This is a genomic window from Bacillus sp. 005/A4HT-01/001 (genome assembly GCF_004634445.1).
Taxonomy (GTDB): Bacteria; Bacillota; Bacilli; order Bacillales; family Bacillaceae; genus Bacillus; species Bacillus altitudinis.
The window spans coordinates 1-16280 of sequence record NZ_SEIZ01000007.1 but is presented as its reverse complement, the minus strand read 5'-3'; the positions used below and the strand labels follow the sequence as shown (position 1 = coordinate 16280).

The 16280-nt window shown below is 42.1% G+C and carries 12 protein-coding genes; 10 read left to right on the top strand and 2 right to left on the bottom strand.

What is annotated here, in order from left to right; genetic code table 11:
• Window positions 1–7: 7 nt before the first annotated feature.
• Window positions 8–1492 (top strand): glutamate synthase small subunit, encoded by a 1485-nt coding sequence (gltD, locus tag ES896_RS17000; RefSeq protein ID WP_008346585.1) that lies wholly within the window; start codon window positions 8–10, stop codon window positions 1490–1492.
• 63 nt (window positions 1493–1555) lie between these two features.
• Here gltD and ES896_RS16995 read toward each other — a convergent pair whose 3' ends face one another.
• Window positions 1556–2758, bottom strand: coding sequence for a nitrate/nitrite transporter (locus ES896_RS16995; RefSeq protein ID WP_017367412.1), 1203 nt, complete (start codon window positions 2756–2758; stop codon window positions 1556–1558).
• A 169-nt stretch (window positions 2759–2927) separates the two neighbouring features.
• Between ES896_RS16995 and nirB (ES896_RS16990) the strand changes: the two genes are divergently transcribed.
• The 9 genes from nirB (ES896_RS16990) to ES896_RS16950 all read left to right on the top strand — a co-directional run bounded on the left by nirB (ES896_RS16990) (window position 2928) and on the right by ES896_RS16950 (window position 15640).
• Complete coding sequence (nirB, locus tag ES896_RS16990; protein WP_135227080.1) at window positions 2928–5189, top strand: nitrite reductase large subunit NirB; 2262 nt, start codon at window positions 2928–2930, stop codon at window positions 5187–5189.
• Window positions 5186–7324 carry an assimilatory nitrate reductase catalytic subunit NasC gene (nasC, locus tag ES896_RS16985; RefSeq protein ID WP_135227079.1) on the top strand — a complete coding sequence of 713 codons (2139 nt, stop codon included), beginning with the start codon at window positions 5186–5188 and terminating at the stop codon, window positions 7322–7324. The genes nirB (ES896_RS16990) and nasC overlap by 4 nt, the downstream gene beginning before the upstream one ends.
• Window positions 7325–7413: 89 nt before the next feature.
• The gene (gene nirB, locus ES896_RS16980; RefSeq protein ID WP_135227078.1) at window positions 7414–9825 is read left to right on the top strand and encodes a nitrite reductase large subunit NirB; all 2412 of its coding nucleotides are present in this window, start codon (window positions 7414–7416) and stop codon (window positions 9823–9825) included.
• Between the two features lie 23 nt (window positions 9826–9848).
• On the top strand, window positions 9849–10172 hold the full coding sequence (nirD, locus tag ES896_RS16975; RefSeq protein WP_008346593.1) for a nitrite reductase small subunit NirD: 324 nt from the start codon (window positions 9849–9851) through the stop codon (window positions 10170–10172).
• A gap of 67 nt (window positions 10173–10239) precedes the next feature.
• Complete coding sequence (locus tag ES896_RS16970; protein WP_008346595.1) at window positions 10240–10932, top strand: DUF421 domain-containing protein; 693 nt, start codon at window positions 10240–10242, stop codon at window positions 10930–10932.
• 99 nt (window positions 10933–11031) lie between these two features.
• A complete protein-coding gene (locus ES896_RS16965; RefSeq protein WP_056704304.1) occupies window positions 11032–12012 on the top strand; it encodes a pectinesterase family protein in 981 nt (326 codons plus the stop codon).
• Window positions 12013–12143: 131 nt separating this feature from the next.
• A complete protein-coding gene (gene dacB / locus ES896_RS16960) occupies window positions 12144–13628 on the top strand; it encodes a D-alanyl-D-alanine carboxypeptidase/D-alanyl-D-alanine endopeptidase (RefSeq protein WP_008346599.1) in 1485 nt (494 codons plus the stop codon).
• Window positions 13629–13647: 19 nt separating this feature from the next.
• A complete protein-coding gene (locus ES896_RS16955; protein ID WP_135227077.1) occupies window positions 13648–15015 on the top strand; it encodes an MATE family efflux transporter in 1368 nt (455 codons plus the stop codon).
• A gap of 64 nt (window positions 15016–15079) precedes the next feature.
• Window positions 15080–15640: a CatB-related O-acetyltransferase gene (locus ES896_RS16950; protein ID WP_135227076.1), complete on the top strand. Its 561-nt coding sequence runs from the start codon at window positions 15080–15082 to the stop codon at window positions 15638–15640.
• A gap of 31 nt (window positions 15641–15671) precedes the next feature.
• Here the strand turns inward: ES896_RS16950 and ES896_RS16945 are convergent.
• A partial coding sequence (locus ES896_RS16945; protein WP_481747314.1) for a BclA C-terminal domain-containing protein occupies window positions 15672–16280 on the bottom strand: 609 nt, incomplete at its 5' end.

The window sequence follows — 16280 nt, the reverse complement described above, 5'->3', positions numbered from 1 at the left end:
GAGGACAATGGGCAAAGCAACAGGTTTTATGGATTATAAAAGAGAAAAGCCAAATGAACGTGACCCTCTCACTCGTCAAAATGACTGGAAAGAATATTCAGCTCCTTATACAGATGAGGTATTGAAACAGCAGGGTGCTAGATGTATGGATTGCGGAACACCGTTTTGTCAAATTGGGATGGAGATCAGGGGCGGCGTTTCTGGCTGCCCGATCTACAATTTAATTCCAGAATGGAATGACCTTGTCTACCGGGGCAGATGGAAAGAAGCGCTTGAAAGACTACAAAAAACGAACAATTTCCCTGAATTTACTGGAAGAGTATGTCCAGCACCTTGTGAAGGCTCATGTACCGTCGCGATCAATGATCCAGCAGTATCGATTAAAAATATCGAACGGACGATCATTGATAAAGGTTTTGAAAATGGCTGGATTACACCAAGAATTCCTTCAAGCCGTACAGGGAAAAAGGTTGCCATTGTCGGATCAGGACCAGCAGGACTGGCAAGTGCAGACCAACTAAACCAAGCAGGGCACGCTGTAACCGTGTTTGAACGATCTGATCGTCTTGGTGGACTGCTCACTTATGGTATTCCGAATATGAAGCTCGACAAAGAAGTCGTTGAGCGCAGAGTTAAACTGCTAAGACAAGAAGGCATTGACTTTGTGACCAATACAGAAATTGGTGTGGATATCACGGCTGATGAACTGAAAGAGCAATTTGATGCGGTCATCCTTTGTACAGGTGCACAAAAGCAGCGTGACCTGTTAATTGAAGGCAGGGAAGCAAAAGGGATTCACCTGGCAATGGATTATTTAACACTCGCAACAAAAAGCATGCTTGATTCAGGATTCAAAGATAAAAACTTTATTGACGCAAAAGGGAAAGACGTCATTGTGATTGGCGGAGGAGATACAGGCGCTGACTGCGTCGCAACTGCACTTCGCCAAAAAGCAAAAAGTGTTGTTCAATTCGGAAAGCATCCAAAGCTTCCAGATACACGTGTAGGGGATAACATGTGGCCAGAACAGCCTTATGTCTTCTCTCTAGATTATGCTTACGAAGAAGCACAAGCAAAATTTGGAGAAGATCCGCGGCAATATTCGATTCAAACCACAAAGATTGTGGCTGATAAAAATGGGAAGTTAAAAGAGCTTCATACCATTCAAATGGAAAAGGTGAAAAACGAGCAAGGGAAGTTTGAATTTCATGAGATTCCAGGAACAGAGAAGGTATGGCCAGCTCAGCTAGTCTTTATTGCGATTGGTTTTGAGGGAACTGAACAGCCGCTAGTGAAACACTTTGGCGTGGACAGCAAAAACAATCGGATTGACGCAAAATATGGGGAATATACGACGAATGTAGAAGGCGTATTTGCAGCGGGAGATGCAAGACGCGGTCAAAGCTTGATTGTCTGGGCAATTAACGAAGGCAGACAAGTGGCGCATGAGGTAGACCGTTATTTAATGGGGAGTTCGGTTCTGCCAAAATAGGTCAAACAAAGGGTGTTTACCATATATAGAGAAAAGCCATGACCAAAGAGTGGTCATGGCTTTTTATGATTCAGACATGGTTGGCTGGATAATGACTTTTTTACGTTTGAACTGGGAGACAACCAAACAGAGGAAGACAGCAAGAACAAAAAGAGAAATGGTCAAAAAGCCAAATGTATAGGAGCCCGTCATTTCTTTTAAACTGCCAAGAACGTTTGGTAAAAAGAATCCCCCAATGCCTCCTGCAGCCCCTACAATTCCAGTCACAATCCCAATTTCCTTATGAAACACTTGCGGCACAAGCTGGAACACCGCCCCATTCCCCATACCAAGACACATCATTCCGACAAATAAAAGCGCAATGACCACTGGTAAAGCAGGTAGACTACTCACTGCCCCTAAACAGATACCAATCAAAGCAAATAAACCGAGCAGTACTTTCATCCCGCCAATTTTATCGGCAATCAAACCGCCAACTGGCCGAAAGAAGCTGCCTGCCGCCACACAAAGCGTCACAAAATCACCGGCATGAATTTTTGAAATAGCATATTGGTCCACAAAGAAAATACTCAAGAAACTTGAAAGTCCGACAAAACCACCGAATGTAATTGCATAAAGAAGACAGAAAAACCACGTTGTCTTTACTTTAAAAACTGAAAAATAGGACCGAAGCGGCTGAGGGGCCGGCTGGTTTGGTGCATCTTTTGCTGTGAAAATAAAAAACAAAAAGACGAAACTTAAAGGAATAAGAGCGAGCCCCATCACTGTATGCCAGCCATACATCTCCGCAAGCCTTGGTCCAAAGAGTGTCGAGATCAGTGTTCCGCTGTTTCCGGCGCCGGCAATTCCCATCGCTACCCCTTGTAAATGAGGAGGGTACCAGCGGCTTGCCATCGGTAAAGCGACCGCAAAACTCGCACCTGCAACCCCTAATAAAATCCCGATCAGTACTAGCTCTGAAAGGGTTGTACCACCGAAAAACCCCCATATAAGCGGAATGGTGGTCAAAATCATGCCCATCATCGCTGTTTTTTTAGGTCCCATTCGGTCTGTTAATAGGCCTAGCACAATTCGAAAAAAAGATCCGGATAAAATCGGAATGGCTACAATCATGCCTTTTTCTATTGTCGATAAGGCAAAATCTTGTGCAATAAAAGCACCGAGTGCCCCCAGCAAAACCCAAATCATGAAACTCACGTCAAAATATAAAAATGAACCAAACAATGTCTTAGGATGACCACTAGAAGTCAATTCTGAGAGTTTCACAAAACCACTCCTTTATTTTGAATTTTCTGACTTAAAGATAGCGAGTTGATAGAAGGAATGGAAGTATTGTGTTAGAAAAAATGACATGGATAAACACTTTTTTACAAATGTGTGCCATAATCTAGGCAAACATTGCTTTGGCGCAAAAAGCTAGAAAGGTTGATCTCACATGGCAAAACGTAAACTCGTGTTTATCGGAAACGGCATGGCGAGTATGAAATGTATCGAGCATATCGTAAAGAATCAGCCAGAACGCTATTCCATCACGATCATTGGAAAAGAGAAGCACCCGGCCTACAACCGAATAAAACTTTCATCGGTTTTACAAAAAAGTGAATCATTGTCTCAAATTGAACTAAAGCCAAAAGAATGGTACACCAAACATGACATCACCATCCAAACAGGCGAAGCAGTTGTCCACATCGATACAAAGCGTCAATTGCTCATGACAGAAGCACGCCGGAATATCCCGTATGACAAACTGGTTATCGCCACAGGCTCATCGCCTCATTTTCTACCTATACAAGGCGTATCCAAAAAAGGGGTCTATGCTTTTCGTACGATTGACGATTATGAGGCCATTTACGCTGATTCTTTACGCTATGAGCGTGCAGCAGTCATTGGAGGTGGTGTACTTGGTGTGGAAGTGGCCGCTGGTTTACAGATCGCTGGACTGAAGACAACCTTGATTCATCACACGGATTGGCTTATGCAACGCCAATTAGATGAAACCGCTGCAGGGCTTTTGTCTCAACAATTAAGTCGCAAGGGGATTCAGGTAAAAACAAATGCTCATACGATTGCATGTTTAGGAAACAAGAGAGTAGAAGGCGTTCTGTTAAAAAGTGGAGACATCGTGGATGCTGATCTCGTGGTTTTCACAACAGGGGTCCGTCCGAATATAGAGCTTGCAAAACAGCACGGCATTCATACAAGAAAAGCCATTGTTGTAAATGATGTCATGCAGACAAACGTTGAGAATATTTATGCTATTGGAGAATGTGCAGAGCATAAGGGAATGGTGCACGGTCTTGTGCAGCCTATTTATGAACAAGCAAACGTGCTTGCGAATCATTTATTAGATGAACTGGTCACGAATTTACCTCCTGCCATTTATTCAACAAAATTGAAAGCAAATGACATATCTATTTATTCTGCTGGCAGTATTGTAAACCGATCCCCCTCCGCTTCAGTGGTGACTTACTTAGATGAAGAACAAGAAGTATATAAAAAACTAGTGTTTGAACATGATGTGCTCACAGGCGTTGTATTAGTTGGTCAACTTGAGAGAGCTGAGCAGCTTTTGCAGGATGTAAAAGTGGGGCGTGATAAAAGCGTAGTCATGAAATCACTGAATGAAGAGCAGATATCCCCTTTAGATTCATTAAAAACAGAGGATCTCATCTGCCAATGCCACACGGTGACGAAGGGAGCGATATTCAAAAGCATATCGGTCCATCAGCTGACAAATTTAGAAGAGATAAAAAAACAGACAGGGGCCGCAACGGGCTGCGGAGGCTGTCAAGAGCTTGTTCGTGCCTGCTGCCATGTCTCATCAAATCAGCTAACGGAAGCACTGGACACGTTTTGCTCGTGCACAAATGTAGAGGAAGAGACCATTTTTTCGTATGTAAAAAAGCAGCAGCCGCTGAATGAAGAGCAAGTAAGAAGACAATTTGATTGGATGACAGATAACGGCTGTGACAAGTGCCGAGCAGCCATTCCATACTATCTTGAGCAGTTTCAAGATCTTTTCGTAAAAGACAGCCCATCAGATCATGAGCACATACTAATGCCTCAGTTATATGGTGGCCGTCTTGATCTGACATTTTTACAGATGATAACCGGATTATTAGAGCAAAAGCAAATTCAGCACGTAGAACTAACGGAGAATAAACGAATTCGGCTGATCGGTATTTCACAAGAGGCCGCCCATATTGTAAAAGAACATGGACACATCATGCCACAAGAAACCAAGAGACTTTCTCATGTTCTTTCATGTGATTGTCGTCACGATTCATCTGTCACAACACTTGTCATGGAGATCGAAAGACAACTAGAAAACACGCTTTTACCTGCAGTCACATCGATTCATATCGCTGGTCCTTCCTGCGTATGTCATTTCAGCCCCATCTATGACATCTGCATCAAGAAGCAGCTGGATGAATGGGACATTTATATAGGAGGCAGCATACGTCAACCTAAGGGAGGTCAACTTTTTTATTCTGTGAGCCGAACGGATGAGCTGATTCCTTTTTTAAAAGCACTGCTTGAAGACTATAGAAAACGTGCATATTTTCAAGAATCTATTGGAGACTGGATCCAAAAAAACGGCATCATTTCCATCCGAGAAAAATTGCTCGATGAGGAAATGAGAGAAGAGCTCTGCGAGCAATTTGAGCAAAGTAGACAAAAGGGTGTGAATGTATGAATCAATCTTTTTTACAATATGTGCAGCAAACATCGGAGCAGCAAGAGCGAAAAAGGGTATTCCCATCTCAATGTCCGTTTTGCAGTATGCAGTGCAAAATGCAATTAGTCGAGCAGCACGCAGAAGGGCGAACACGCTACCAGACGATAGGTATTCATAATCCAACCACGTTCGGCAGGATCTGTATGAAAGGGCAGCATGCCCACCAGCACGCACTGCACAAGGAACGATTGAATCACCCCCTCATCAAAAGAAACGGTCAATTTGTCAAAGTGACTTGGCAGGAGGCACTTGACGAAATCAAAGCACGCACTCAAACCCTTCAGACGGAACATGGGCACGATGCTATCAGTGTGTATGGTAGTGCATCGATTACAAATGAAGAAGCTTATTTACTCGGAAAATTTGCAAGGGTCGCCCTTAAAACGAAATACATTGATTACAATGGAAGACTGTGTATGTCTTCAGCAGCAACAGCAGCTAACCAAACATTTGGACTTGATCGGGGTCTAACCTTTCCGCTTCGTGACATCAAGCATGCCCGGGTTTTACTATTGGTTGGAACCAATATAGCGGAATGTCAGCCGACCCTCATACCGTACTTGGAAGAAGCTAAAAAGAACGGGGCATTTCTCATCGTGATCGATCCGCGAAAAACAGCAACAGCCAAACTAGCTGACTTACATGTCAGCTTAAGGCCTGGGGCAGATGCTGCACTCGCAAATGGAATCTTACACGTCATGCTTCATGAACAGTTACTAGACGAAGAATTTATTAAAAAACGAACATCAGGTTTTCAAGAAATGAAACAGCATATTTCACACATGTCCCTGCAAGACATTACGCAGCAAACCGGTGTATCGATGAAAGTCATTCAAAAAATAGCGAGAAAATTCGCCCGCGAAAAAACAGGCATGATTCTGACTGCAAGAGGCATTGAGCAGCAAATAGACGGGACAGCATCCGTTCGTAATTTCCTGAATATTCTGCTTGTTACTGGGAAAATTGGTCGGATTGGGTGTGGCTATGGTGCCATTACTGGGCAAGGAAATGGACAGGGTGCAAGAGAGCATGGACAAAAAGCAGATCAGCTTCCTGGTTACCGTGATATCACAAACCCAGTACATAGAAAAGAAATGGCTGAAATATGGAAGATCGATGAAAAAGAACTGCCTGGAAAAGGTGTATCTGCATTTGAAATGTTTGAAAAAATGCAGAAAGGAGAGATAAAAGCGCTCTTTTTAATGTGTTCTAATCCCGTTCAATCAGGTCCGCATGCAAGCTTTATCAAAAAAGCCATCGAGCAGCTGTCCTTTTTTGTCGCAATTGATTTATTTATCTCTGAAACGGCTGCACTCGCAGATGTTATTTTACCAGCTTCGTCATATTTAGAGGACGAAGGGACCATGACGAACATAGAAGGACGCGTTACGCTGAGAGAAGCAACCTATCCACTCAAACACCAAAGAAAGCACGATTGGCAAATCATTTGTGATATAGCAGCAGTATTAGGCAAAGGCGGCTCTTTTTCTTTTTCATCTGCAGAAGACATCTTTGAGGAATTGAGAACAGCAACGAAAGGAGCCAAAGCCGATTATTCCGGTATGACCTATGACAGGTTAAGGAAGACGCAAGGCATATTATGGCCCTGCTCTCATTTGGAAGACCGAGGAACAGAAAGACTATTTGAGCATCAATTCTCACATCCTGATAAATTAGCAAAATTTGCAGTCGTTGCACATGGACAACAGGGTGCAAAAGAACCAGTCAGTCCAGAATATCCACTCTATTTAACGACCGGCAGGGTGATGGCTCATTACCAAACGGGCGTTCAAACAAGAAAAAGCACCTCTCTTGTTGCCCGGCAGTTTGAAGCTTATGCAGAGCTTCATCCTGATACAGCCAAAGCTTACGGGATTCAGCACGGGGAACTCGTCACCATCCAGTCAAAACGAGGTAGTGTCATCATGAGGTGTCACATAACAGATACCACCCGAAAAGATACTGTGTTTGTTCCATTTCACTGGAACAAACATCAATCAATTAACCTATTAATTGGTAAACAGTTAGATCCACACAGTAAAATGCCAGGTTTTAAATATTGTCCTGTACAGCTGTCAGCCTACAAGAATTGAAAACTATGTGAGAAATTTTAACATGTATTTTCCATCTTTGTTTAGATTATGGTACTTTCTAAAAAACGATCACATGAGGGGTGTTTTTCATGAAAGAAAAACTCGTATTAGTAGGGAATGGTATGGCTGGTATCCGAACGCTCGAAAACATTTTAAAAACAGACAATGAACGATTCGACATGACTGTATTTGGAACTGAGCCGTATCCTAACTATAATCGGATTCTTTTATCGAAAGTTCTCCAAGGGGATACAAAGACAGAGGATATTACGTTAAACGATTGGACTTGGTACAAGGAACATCATATTCAGCTGTTTACAAATGAGACCATTGTGAAGATCGATCCAGACAATCAAACCGTTATGAGTGATCAAGGACGGACCGTGCATTATGACCGTTTAATTTTAGCGACAGGGTCACTCCCGTTCATCCCCCCCATTCCAGGGAGTGATAAAAAAGGGGTAACAGCTTTTCGTACATTACAAGACACAGAGGAAATGGTCAAAGCATCTACGATGTACAAAAAAGCAGCCGTCATTGGAGGCGGGCTCCTTGGACTTGAAGCCGCGCGTGGTCTACTAAACTTAGGAATGAAAGTGACCGTTATTCATCTTGGCTCTCATCTAATGGACCGGCAGCTCGATCCGATGGCAGGTCAACTTCTGCAAACAGCATTAGAAAAACAAGGCATGAGCTTTTTATTAGGAAAACAGACAAATGAAATTTTAGGAGATACAAGAGTAGAAGGATTAACATTTTCGGATGGTTCCACATTAGAGACAGATATGGTGGTCATGGCGGCAGGAATTAAACCGAATCACAAGCTTGCCGAAACGAGTGGCATTGAAGTGAACCGGGGGATTATCGTCAATGATTTCATGGAAACAAGTGTCCCGCGGATTTACGCAGTCGGAGAATGTGTTGAACATAGAGGACAAACGTACGGTCTTGTCGCGCCATTATACGATCAAGCAAACGTGCTTGCGAAGCATGTATGTGATATGGCCCCGACGCCTTATGAAGGATCTGTACTATCGACACAGCTAAAAGTATCAGGGGTTGATGTATTTTCAGCTGGTGATTTTATCGAAAACGATGAGAAACAAGCGATTAAGATTTTTGACGAACAGCAAGGCATTTATCAAAAACTAGTCTTCCAGCAAAACCGCTTAGTCGGCGCCGTCATATTTGGAGAAACAAGCGATGGACCACGTTTATTCTCGTACATTAGAGAAGGTGTTGATATGTCAGATATGGAAAAAGTATCTGTCTTAACATCAAATGAGCTGGCGCAAGAAAACACGATTGAACAAATGGCAAACGACCATATCGTTTGTGGCTGTAATGGTGTCTCAAAAGGTCAAATAGTGGCAGCTATTCAAAAAGAAGGCCTAACGACTATACAAGAGGTCAAGCAATGTACAAGTGCTTCTCGGTCATGCGGAGGCTGCCAACCTGTTGTGGAAGAGATTTTATGGCACACTTTAGGCGATGATGCAAACCGCACTGCGCAAAAAGAAACCATCTGCGCCTGCACCACCTTATCAAGAGATGAAGTGATTCATGAAATAAAAGAGAAAGGTTTGCAGCATGTCAAAGAAGTGATGAATGTACTTGACTGGGAAACAGAAGAAGGCTGTTCAAAGTGCCGGCCTGCACTGAATTACTATTTAGGGATGATGTATCCGCTTGACTACAAAGATGAAAAAAGCTCGCGATTTGTGAATGAACGAATGCATGCCAACATCCAAAACGATGGTACCTATTCGGTCGTTCCACGTATGTACGGAGGCGTGACAAATGCTAATGACCTGAGAAAAATAGCGGATGTCGTTGACAAATATGAGATACCGCTTGTGAAAATGACTGGAGGGCAGCGAATCGACCTTTTAGGTGTCAAAAAAGAAGATTTACCAAAAGTATGGGCTGATTTAGATATGCCGTCTGGTTATGCTTACGGAAAATCATTAAGAACCGTCAAAACTTGTGTTGGAGAACAATTTTGCAGATTCGGAACGCAGGATTCCATTTCTCTTGGGATCGCACTTGAAAAGAAATTTGAAGGACTTGCCACACCGCACAAAGTCAAAATGGCCGTATCAGCCTGTCCAAGAAACTGTGCTGAATCTGGGATTAAAGATCTTGGCATCGTAGGTATCGATGGGGGATTTGAATTGTATGCTGGCGGGAATGGAGGGACACATTTACGAGCTGGAGACTTATTAATGAAAGTAAGTACAGCAGAAGAAGTAGAACAAATGGTCGCAGCCTACCTTCAATATTACAGAGAAACCGCAAATTATTTAGAGAGAACATCCGCTTGGGTTGAACGGCTTGGATTGAATCATATCCAAACGGTACTGCTAGATGACAAGAAACGTGCAGCATTAATCGAAAGAATGGACATCGCACTTTCAACTTATGAAGAACCGTGGCAAGAGATTCGAGAGAACGAAACAGAAACAAGACAATTATTTCAAAAGGCAACTGCTTCCGTCTAAATCAATTGAAGGGATGAGATCAGATGACAGTTTCAATTGTAAAAGTTCATATTGGTACAATATCAGATTTCCCGTTGCAGCTAGGGAAAACAGTCGCAGCCGGTCCACTTGAATTAGCTGTTTTTCAAACCTCTAACAAGCAGTTCAAAGCCATTGAAAATCGCTGTCCTCATAAAGGCGGTGTACTAGCTGAAGGAATGGTGAGCGGAGATCATGTCTTCTGTCCAATGCATGATTGGAAAATCAATCTTTCATCAGGAAATGTTCAAGAACCAGATCATGGATGCGTGAAAACATATGAAGCATTGGTTGAGGGAGACGACGTCTTTATTTTACTGCCTTCATAAATGGTTTAGAACCTTCCTTTCCTGTACATGCTTGTAAGTACATGCAGTGAGAAAGGAAGGTATATGTGTGCCATTTTTTAATATTTTGATTGAACTCTTTATCGGATTTTTCGCTTTATTTTCCATTACAAAGCTATTAGGGAAAACACAATTTGCACAAATCACGCCGTTTGATTTTATTTCTGCACTGATTTTAGGGGAGATGGTCGGTAACGCCATTTTTGATCCAGAAGTCAGCGTGCTACATATCCTTTTTGCAGTTGCAGTCTGGGGCGTTTTAATCTACACAGTTGAATGGCTTTCACAAAAATTCAAATCCATTCGCGCTTTTTTAGAGGGAAGACCCACTCTTGTGATTGATAAAGGAAAGATTCACTACAATCGATTAAAGAAAAATATGCTCGATTTAAATCAGTTGCAGACGCTGATTCGAGCGAAAGGGCATTTTGCTCTTAATGAAATTGAATTTGCCATTTTGGAAACGGATGGGTCTGTGAGTGTGCTTCCGAAAATGAAATATGCACCAGCTACAGCCGAAGATGTGAACGTGAAAGGAAAAGAAGTCACATTGCCTAGAACGTTTATTATCGACGGAGAGATTTTAAAAAAAGATTTAAAGGAAGCTGGATTTGATGAAGCGTGGCTGAGAGAGCAATTGAAAAAGCAGCACATATCCTCCTATAAAGACGTCCTATTTTGTGAATGGATTGAAAATGAAGGAATTTATGCGATGAAATATGAAAAAACATCCACAACCTAACACAGTGGATGTTTTTTTGTGTTTTTTTGTTTTATCACTGAATAGGATCAAAAAGAATACGTCAATGAAAACGTTCACAATATAAGGGGGAGATGTGTGATGAAGTATGGAAAACGACTGCTGATGATGGTATTGGCCTTACTGCTTTTTGACTCAGCTTATGCGCAAGCAGCTGGACACAACCATCAAACAAACCGCGTGCTTATTGTCGATCAAAAAGGAAATGGGACATTTCGAACGGTTCAATCTGCCATTGATGCGATACCAGTGAACAATCAACAGCAAACGACGATATATATTAAAAATGGTGTGTATAAAGAAAAGATTCTCCTTCCGCAAAATAAGCCGTATGTGTCCTTTATTGGAGAAAATCAGTATCAGACGATTCTGACGTATGATGATACAAATGCAAGCAGCGGGAGCACAACCAATAGCTCTAGTACAATGATTCGGGCAAATCATTTTTATGCAGAAAATATCACGTTTCAAAATACAGCTGGCCGAAACGCAGGGCAGGCGGTTGCCCTTTATGTATCCGGGGACCGGGCTGTGTTTAAACACGTACGTGTTCTCGGGTATCAAGATACACTTTATGCCACTGGCACAGGGAGACAATATTATGAAGATTGTTATATCGAGGGCACGGTTGACTTCATCTTTGGTTCAGCAACGGCTGTATTTAAAAGAGCTGAAATAAAAAGTCTTGGAAATGGGTATATTACAGCGGCATCCACAACAGAAGCGCAAAAGTATGGCTACGTTTTTATTGATTCCACATTAAATAAAGGAACGGCTTCGTCTCAATCTGTGTACTTAGGCCGTCCATGGAGACCACATTCGGCTGTCACGTTCCTCCAAACAAAAATGGATGAACATATTAAAGCTGAGGGATGGCATAACTGGGATAACAAAGACAACGAAAGAACGGCTAGATATCAAGAATATGGATCAACGGGCGCAGGGAGTCATGTGGCAAACCGAGTGAAGTGGTCAACGATATTAACAAAAAACGAAGCAAGTCAAATCACCGTTCAATCCGTGCTTAGCGGAAGCGATGGCTGGAATCCTGAAAAAAGGTAAAAGAGGCTTGTCAGTTTTCGTCAAAGAAAGCTGACTTTTCTGTTTAAAAAACCTTTGAGAACAAACGTTCTTTTGTGTATAATGAACATAATCTGCTAAATTTGGCTGCTTTTCTAAAAAGGAGGGATTGCGTGAAACGTTTCTCACAGGTCATGTTTTTACAACTATGTATTTTGTCGATGTTATTTCTCCCTTTTTCAGTGAAAGATGAACAACTAACAGCTCATGATGATCAATCAAAATGGATCACTTCTTTAGACGAATTCATTCGAACAGCACCTGATTTAGAGGGCGCAATTGCTGGCATCAGCGTACGCGATACTTCTGACACTTCTCTTCTTTATGAACATCAAGCGGACATCCGTCTGACTCCTGCTTCTAATATGAAATTACTCACATCTGCTATCGCACTCGATCTACTGGGTGAAACACACACTTTTCCAACAGACGTTTGGATAGATGGTTCAATTCACAAAAAAACATTGCACGGCAATCTTTATCTCCGAGGCTCTGGAGACCCGACATTGTTAGAAAGCGATTTTGCCGCATTAGCCAAACAAGTCAAAAAGGCCGGAATACATACGATTCGTGGACAGCTTGCAGCTGATGATACTTGGTTTGATGACACAAGGTATTCCATCGATCTGCCGTGGAGTGATGAAGATCAATATTACGGCGCTCAAATATCTGCTCTTACTGCTTCACCGAATGAGGATTATGATGCAGGAACGATCATTCTCGAAGTCAAGCCGGGAAAGAAAGCAGGGCAGAAGGCCAGCTATGAGATGATCCCGAAGACTGACGTCGCTCAAGTTGTCAATCAAGTGAAAACTGTGCCAGAAGGTGGAAAGAAGAAAATATCTTTTAAACGCTCTCACGGTACAAACAAAATTACACTGACTGGGACGATTCCGCTAAAAGCATCCTCGTCTAAACAATGGGTCGCATTATGGGAACCGACAACGTATGCTTTAGACTTAATGAAACGAGCATTAAAGGCTGAGGGGATTCAGCTGAAAGGACCACTCAAAACAAAACAAGTTCCTAAAAAAGCGAAAAAAATCGCTTCCCATACATCAATGCCTTTATCCGATCTTCTTGTTCCGATGATGAAATTAAGCAACAATACACATGCAGAAATTCTGTTAAAAGAACTTGGGAAGCGGGTAAAGAACAAAGGGAGTTTTGACAAAGGGCTTGACGTGCTGAATGAACGTCTTCCTGCCTATGGCATAGATGCATCTATGACTGTGTTGAGAGACGGATCAGGCATATCACCCATTAACCTTGTTTCTGCAAATCAATTCACGTTATTTTTGACAAACATTCAAAAGGAAAAATGGTTTAACACCTATGTCCATGCACTTCCGTTAGCTGGGGCAAGTGAGCGTATGGTGGGAGGTACATTAAGAAACAGATTGAAAGAACCAGCTACACTAGAAAAAGTGCGTGCAAAAACAGGTACGCTATCAACGGTCAGCACACTATCTGGATATATTGAAACACAGAGTGGAAAAACGCTTGCTTTTTCCATCTTATTGAATCATCTCGTTGATGACGAAAAAGGAAAAGAGATAGAAGACCGCATTGTCAGCATGTTAGCTGAGGATCTTTAGACAGAGAAGGAGAACCATCATGACGTTAGATAATAATCAATCTTTAGTAAAAACCATGTCGATCTTTCTAATTCCACTTTTATTAAGCAATATTTTGCAATCAATTGGACAGCTTGTTTCCATTGTGCTTGTCGGTAGATGGATTGGAGAGGATGCAGTAGCTGCGATTTCGGCATTCTTTCCACTTTTCTTTTTACTTGTTTCTTTTTCCATTGGGATTGGATCAGGGAGCTCGATCCTTATTGGACAAGCATACGGAGCAAAAAATGAGCAGAGGTTAAAGGAAATTATCGGTACAACGCTTTCGTTCACCTTTTTAATCGGACTTTCTTTAGCTATCATTGGAGGTTTTTTTGCCACAGATATTTTACATCTGATGGGGACACCTGCAAATATTGTGGAGGAAAGTGCGGCATATGCCAGAATCCTATTCATCTCCATGCCCATCTTATTTCTTTATTTTGTCTATACAACTTTTTTACGAGGAACAGGAGATTCAAAAACACCATTTTATTTCTTAATGATTAGTACAGGAACCAATATTTTATTGCTGCCAATTTTATTATTCGGCTGGCTTGGTTTACCGGCATTTGGTTTATATGGTGCTGCGTATTCTTCTGTGATTTCTACAATCGTTACGTTTATCATTCTTCATATCTATCTTTATAAAACAAAGCACCCGCTGCGCATTGATGCGTCGGTTAGAAAGCATTTATTGATGAAAGGGGATTTATTAAAAACGCTATTAAAGTTAAGTATCCCTTCTAGTATTAATATGATTCTCATTTCTTTATCAGAAATTGCTGTCATTTCTTTTGTCAACGATTATGGATCACAGGCGACCGCAGCTTATGGCGTTGTCAATCAAGTCGTAAGTTATGTACAGATGCCCGCAGTGAGCCTTGGTATTGCGGTTTCTATCTTCGCCGCACAGTTCATTGGCGCAGGAAACATGAATCGTTTGAAAGATGTCATTAAAATTGGGCTGGGGCTAAACTTTGCGTTAGGCGGATTGATTATTATTTTCGTCTATATTTTCGCACCACAAATTTTATCTATCTTTTTAACAGATCCTGCAACGATTGATACTGCATATAGTTTGGTCGTGATTACACTATGGAGCTATCTCATTTTCGGAACAGCACAAATCGTTGCTGCCACGATGAGAGCAAGTGGAACAGTTCTATGGCCGACCATCTTTAGTATTTGTTCCATTTGGCTTGTTGAAGTACCAGTGGCTTATGTGCTATCACACCATACATCGCTTGGGATCAAAGGAATCTGGATAGGATATCCTGCAGCCTTTTTTGTAAACTTATTGCTCCAATACGGCTATTATCGACTGGTATGGAAGAAAAAGCAGATCGTTGCACTTGTCCAATCATAATGTGAGCCTATCATCTGGCATATATATACGAAGATCGATTACTTTGTAGGGGGTCTGATCTTCTATGTTTTTAAATCAAAGAAGTGAGCTCAGTTCGTATGATATCGGTGACTTCACTTATGCCGGACCAGATTTTCAAGTCTTGACGTGGGGAGAAGGAACAACGCTGAATGTAGGGAAGTTTTGTTCCATCGCAAACGAAGTAAAAGTTTTTCTTGGTGGTGAACACCGAACAGATTGGGTCACCACATATCCCTTCAATCAAATTTTCACAGATGCTGCCCATATTAAAGGACATCCACGATCAAAAGGGGATGTGTGTATAGGGCACGATGTTTGGATTGGATATGGAGCAACAATCATGTCAGGAGTACAGATAGGAAACGGGGCAGTCATTGGAGCAAATAGTCTGATTACAAAAGATGTGCCTCCATATGCGGTTGTCGCAGGGAACCCGCAGCGGCTCATGAAATATCGGTTTTCTTCGGATATCATTGAAAAACTTCAGTTATTAGAATGGTGGAATTTAGAGTTTTCTTTCATACAGTCTATTTTTCACCTTTTGCAATCTCCTGATATTGACCATTGTATAAGCGTAATTGAAGATAGAAAAAAGAAAGGCTGACAGAGCCTTTCTTTTTTTATCTTCGTCTCACTTAGCTGAGTCTAATGATGGTAAGCGATGCACCGGTTGCACCACCACCTATTAGAATGGCTGTTACAACCGCTCCGAAAAATTGTAATGAAATTGTATTTCCTGCTGTTAAATTGACAATAACTGTATTGCTCATAAAAGTTGTGGATACGGCAGAGGACTGAATTGAACCTGGAATAGCAGTTGATCCATTCAACCATAGCCTTGTGCTCACTAAAAGTGCAGTAGTGGTATTTACTTGATATGTGATATAGTATTTACCTGTTTGCTGGACTGTGAATGTATCATTTGAACCATTCGGCGTAAATCCATTAATATTTTGATTACTTGGTAAAGCAATGTTCGTACCACCAGCAATAGTAATGATTGTAGGACCTGTTGTATTTCCAGCATAAAGTGCCGTATCAGTTGGACCGCTAGCTCCAGTGGCACCAGTGATTCCGGTAGCTCCAGTTGGACCGGTGCCTCCAGTGGCACCAGTGATTCCGGTAGCTCCAGTTGGACCGGTGCCTCCAGTGGCACCAGTGATTCCAGTAGCTCCAGTTGGACCGGTGCCTCCAGTGGCACCAGTGATTCCAGTAGCTCCAGTTGGACCGGTGCCTCCAGTGGC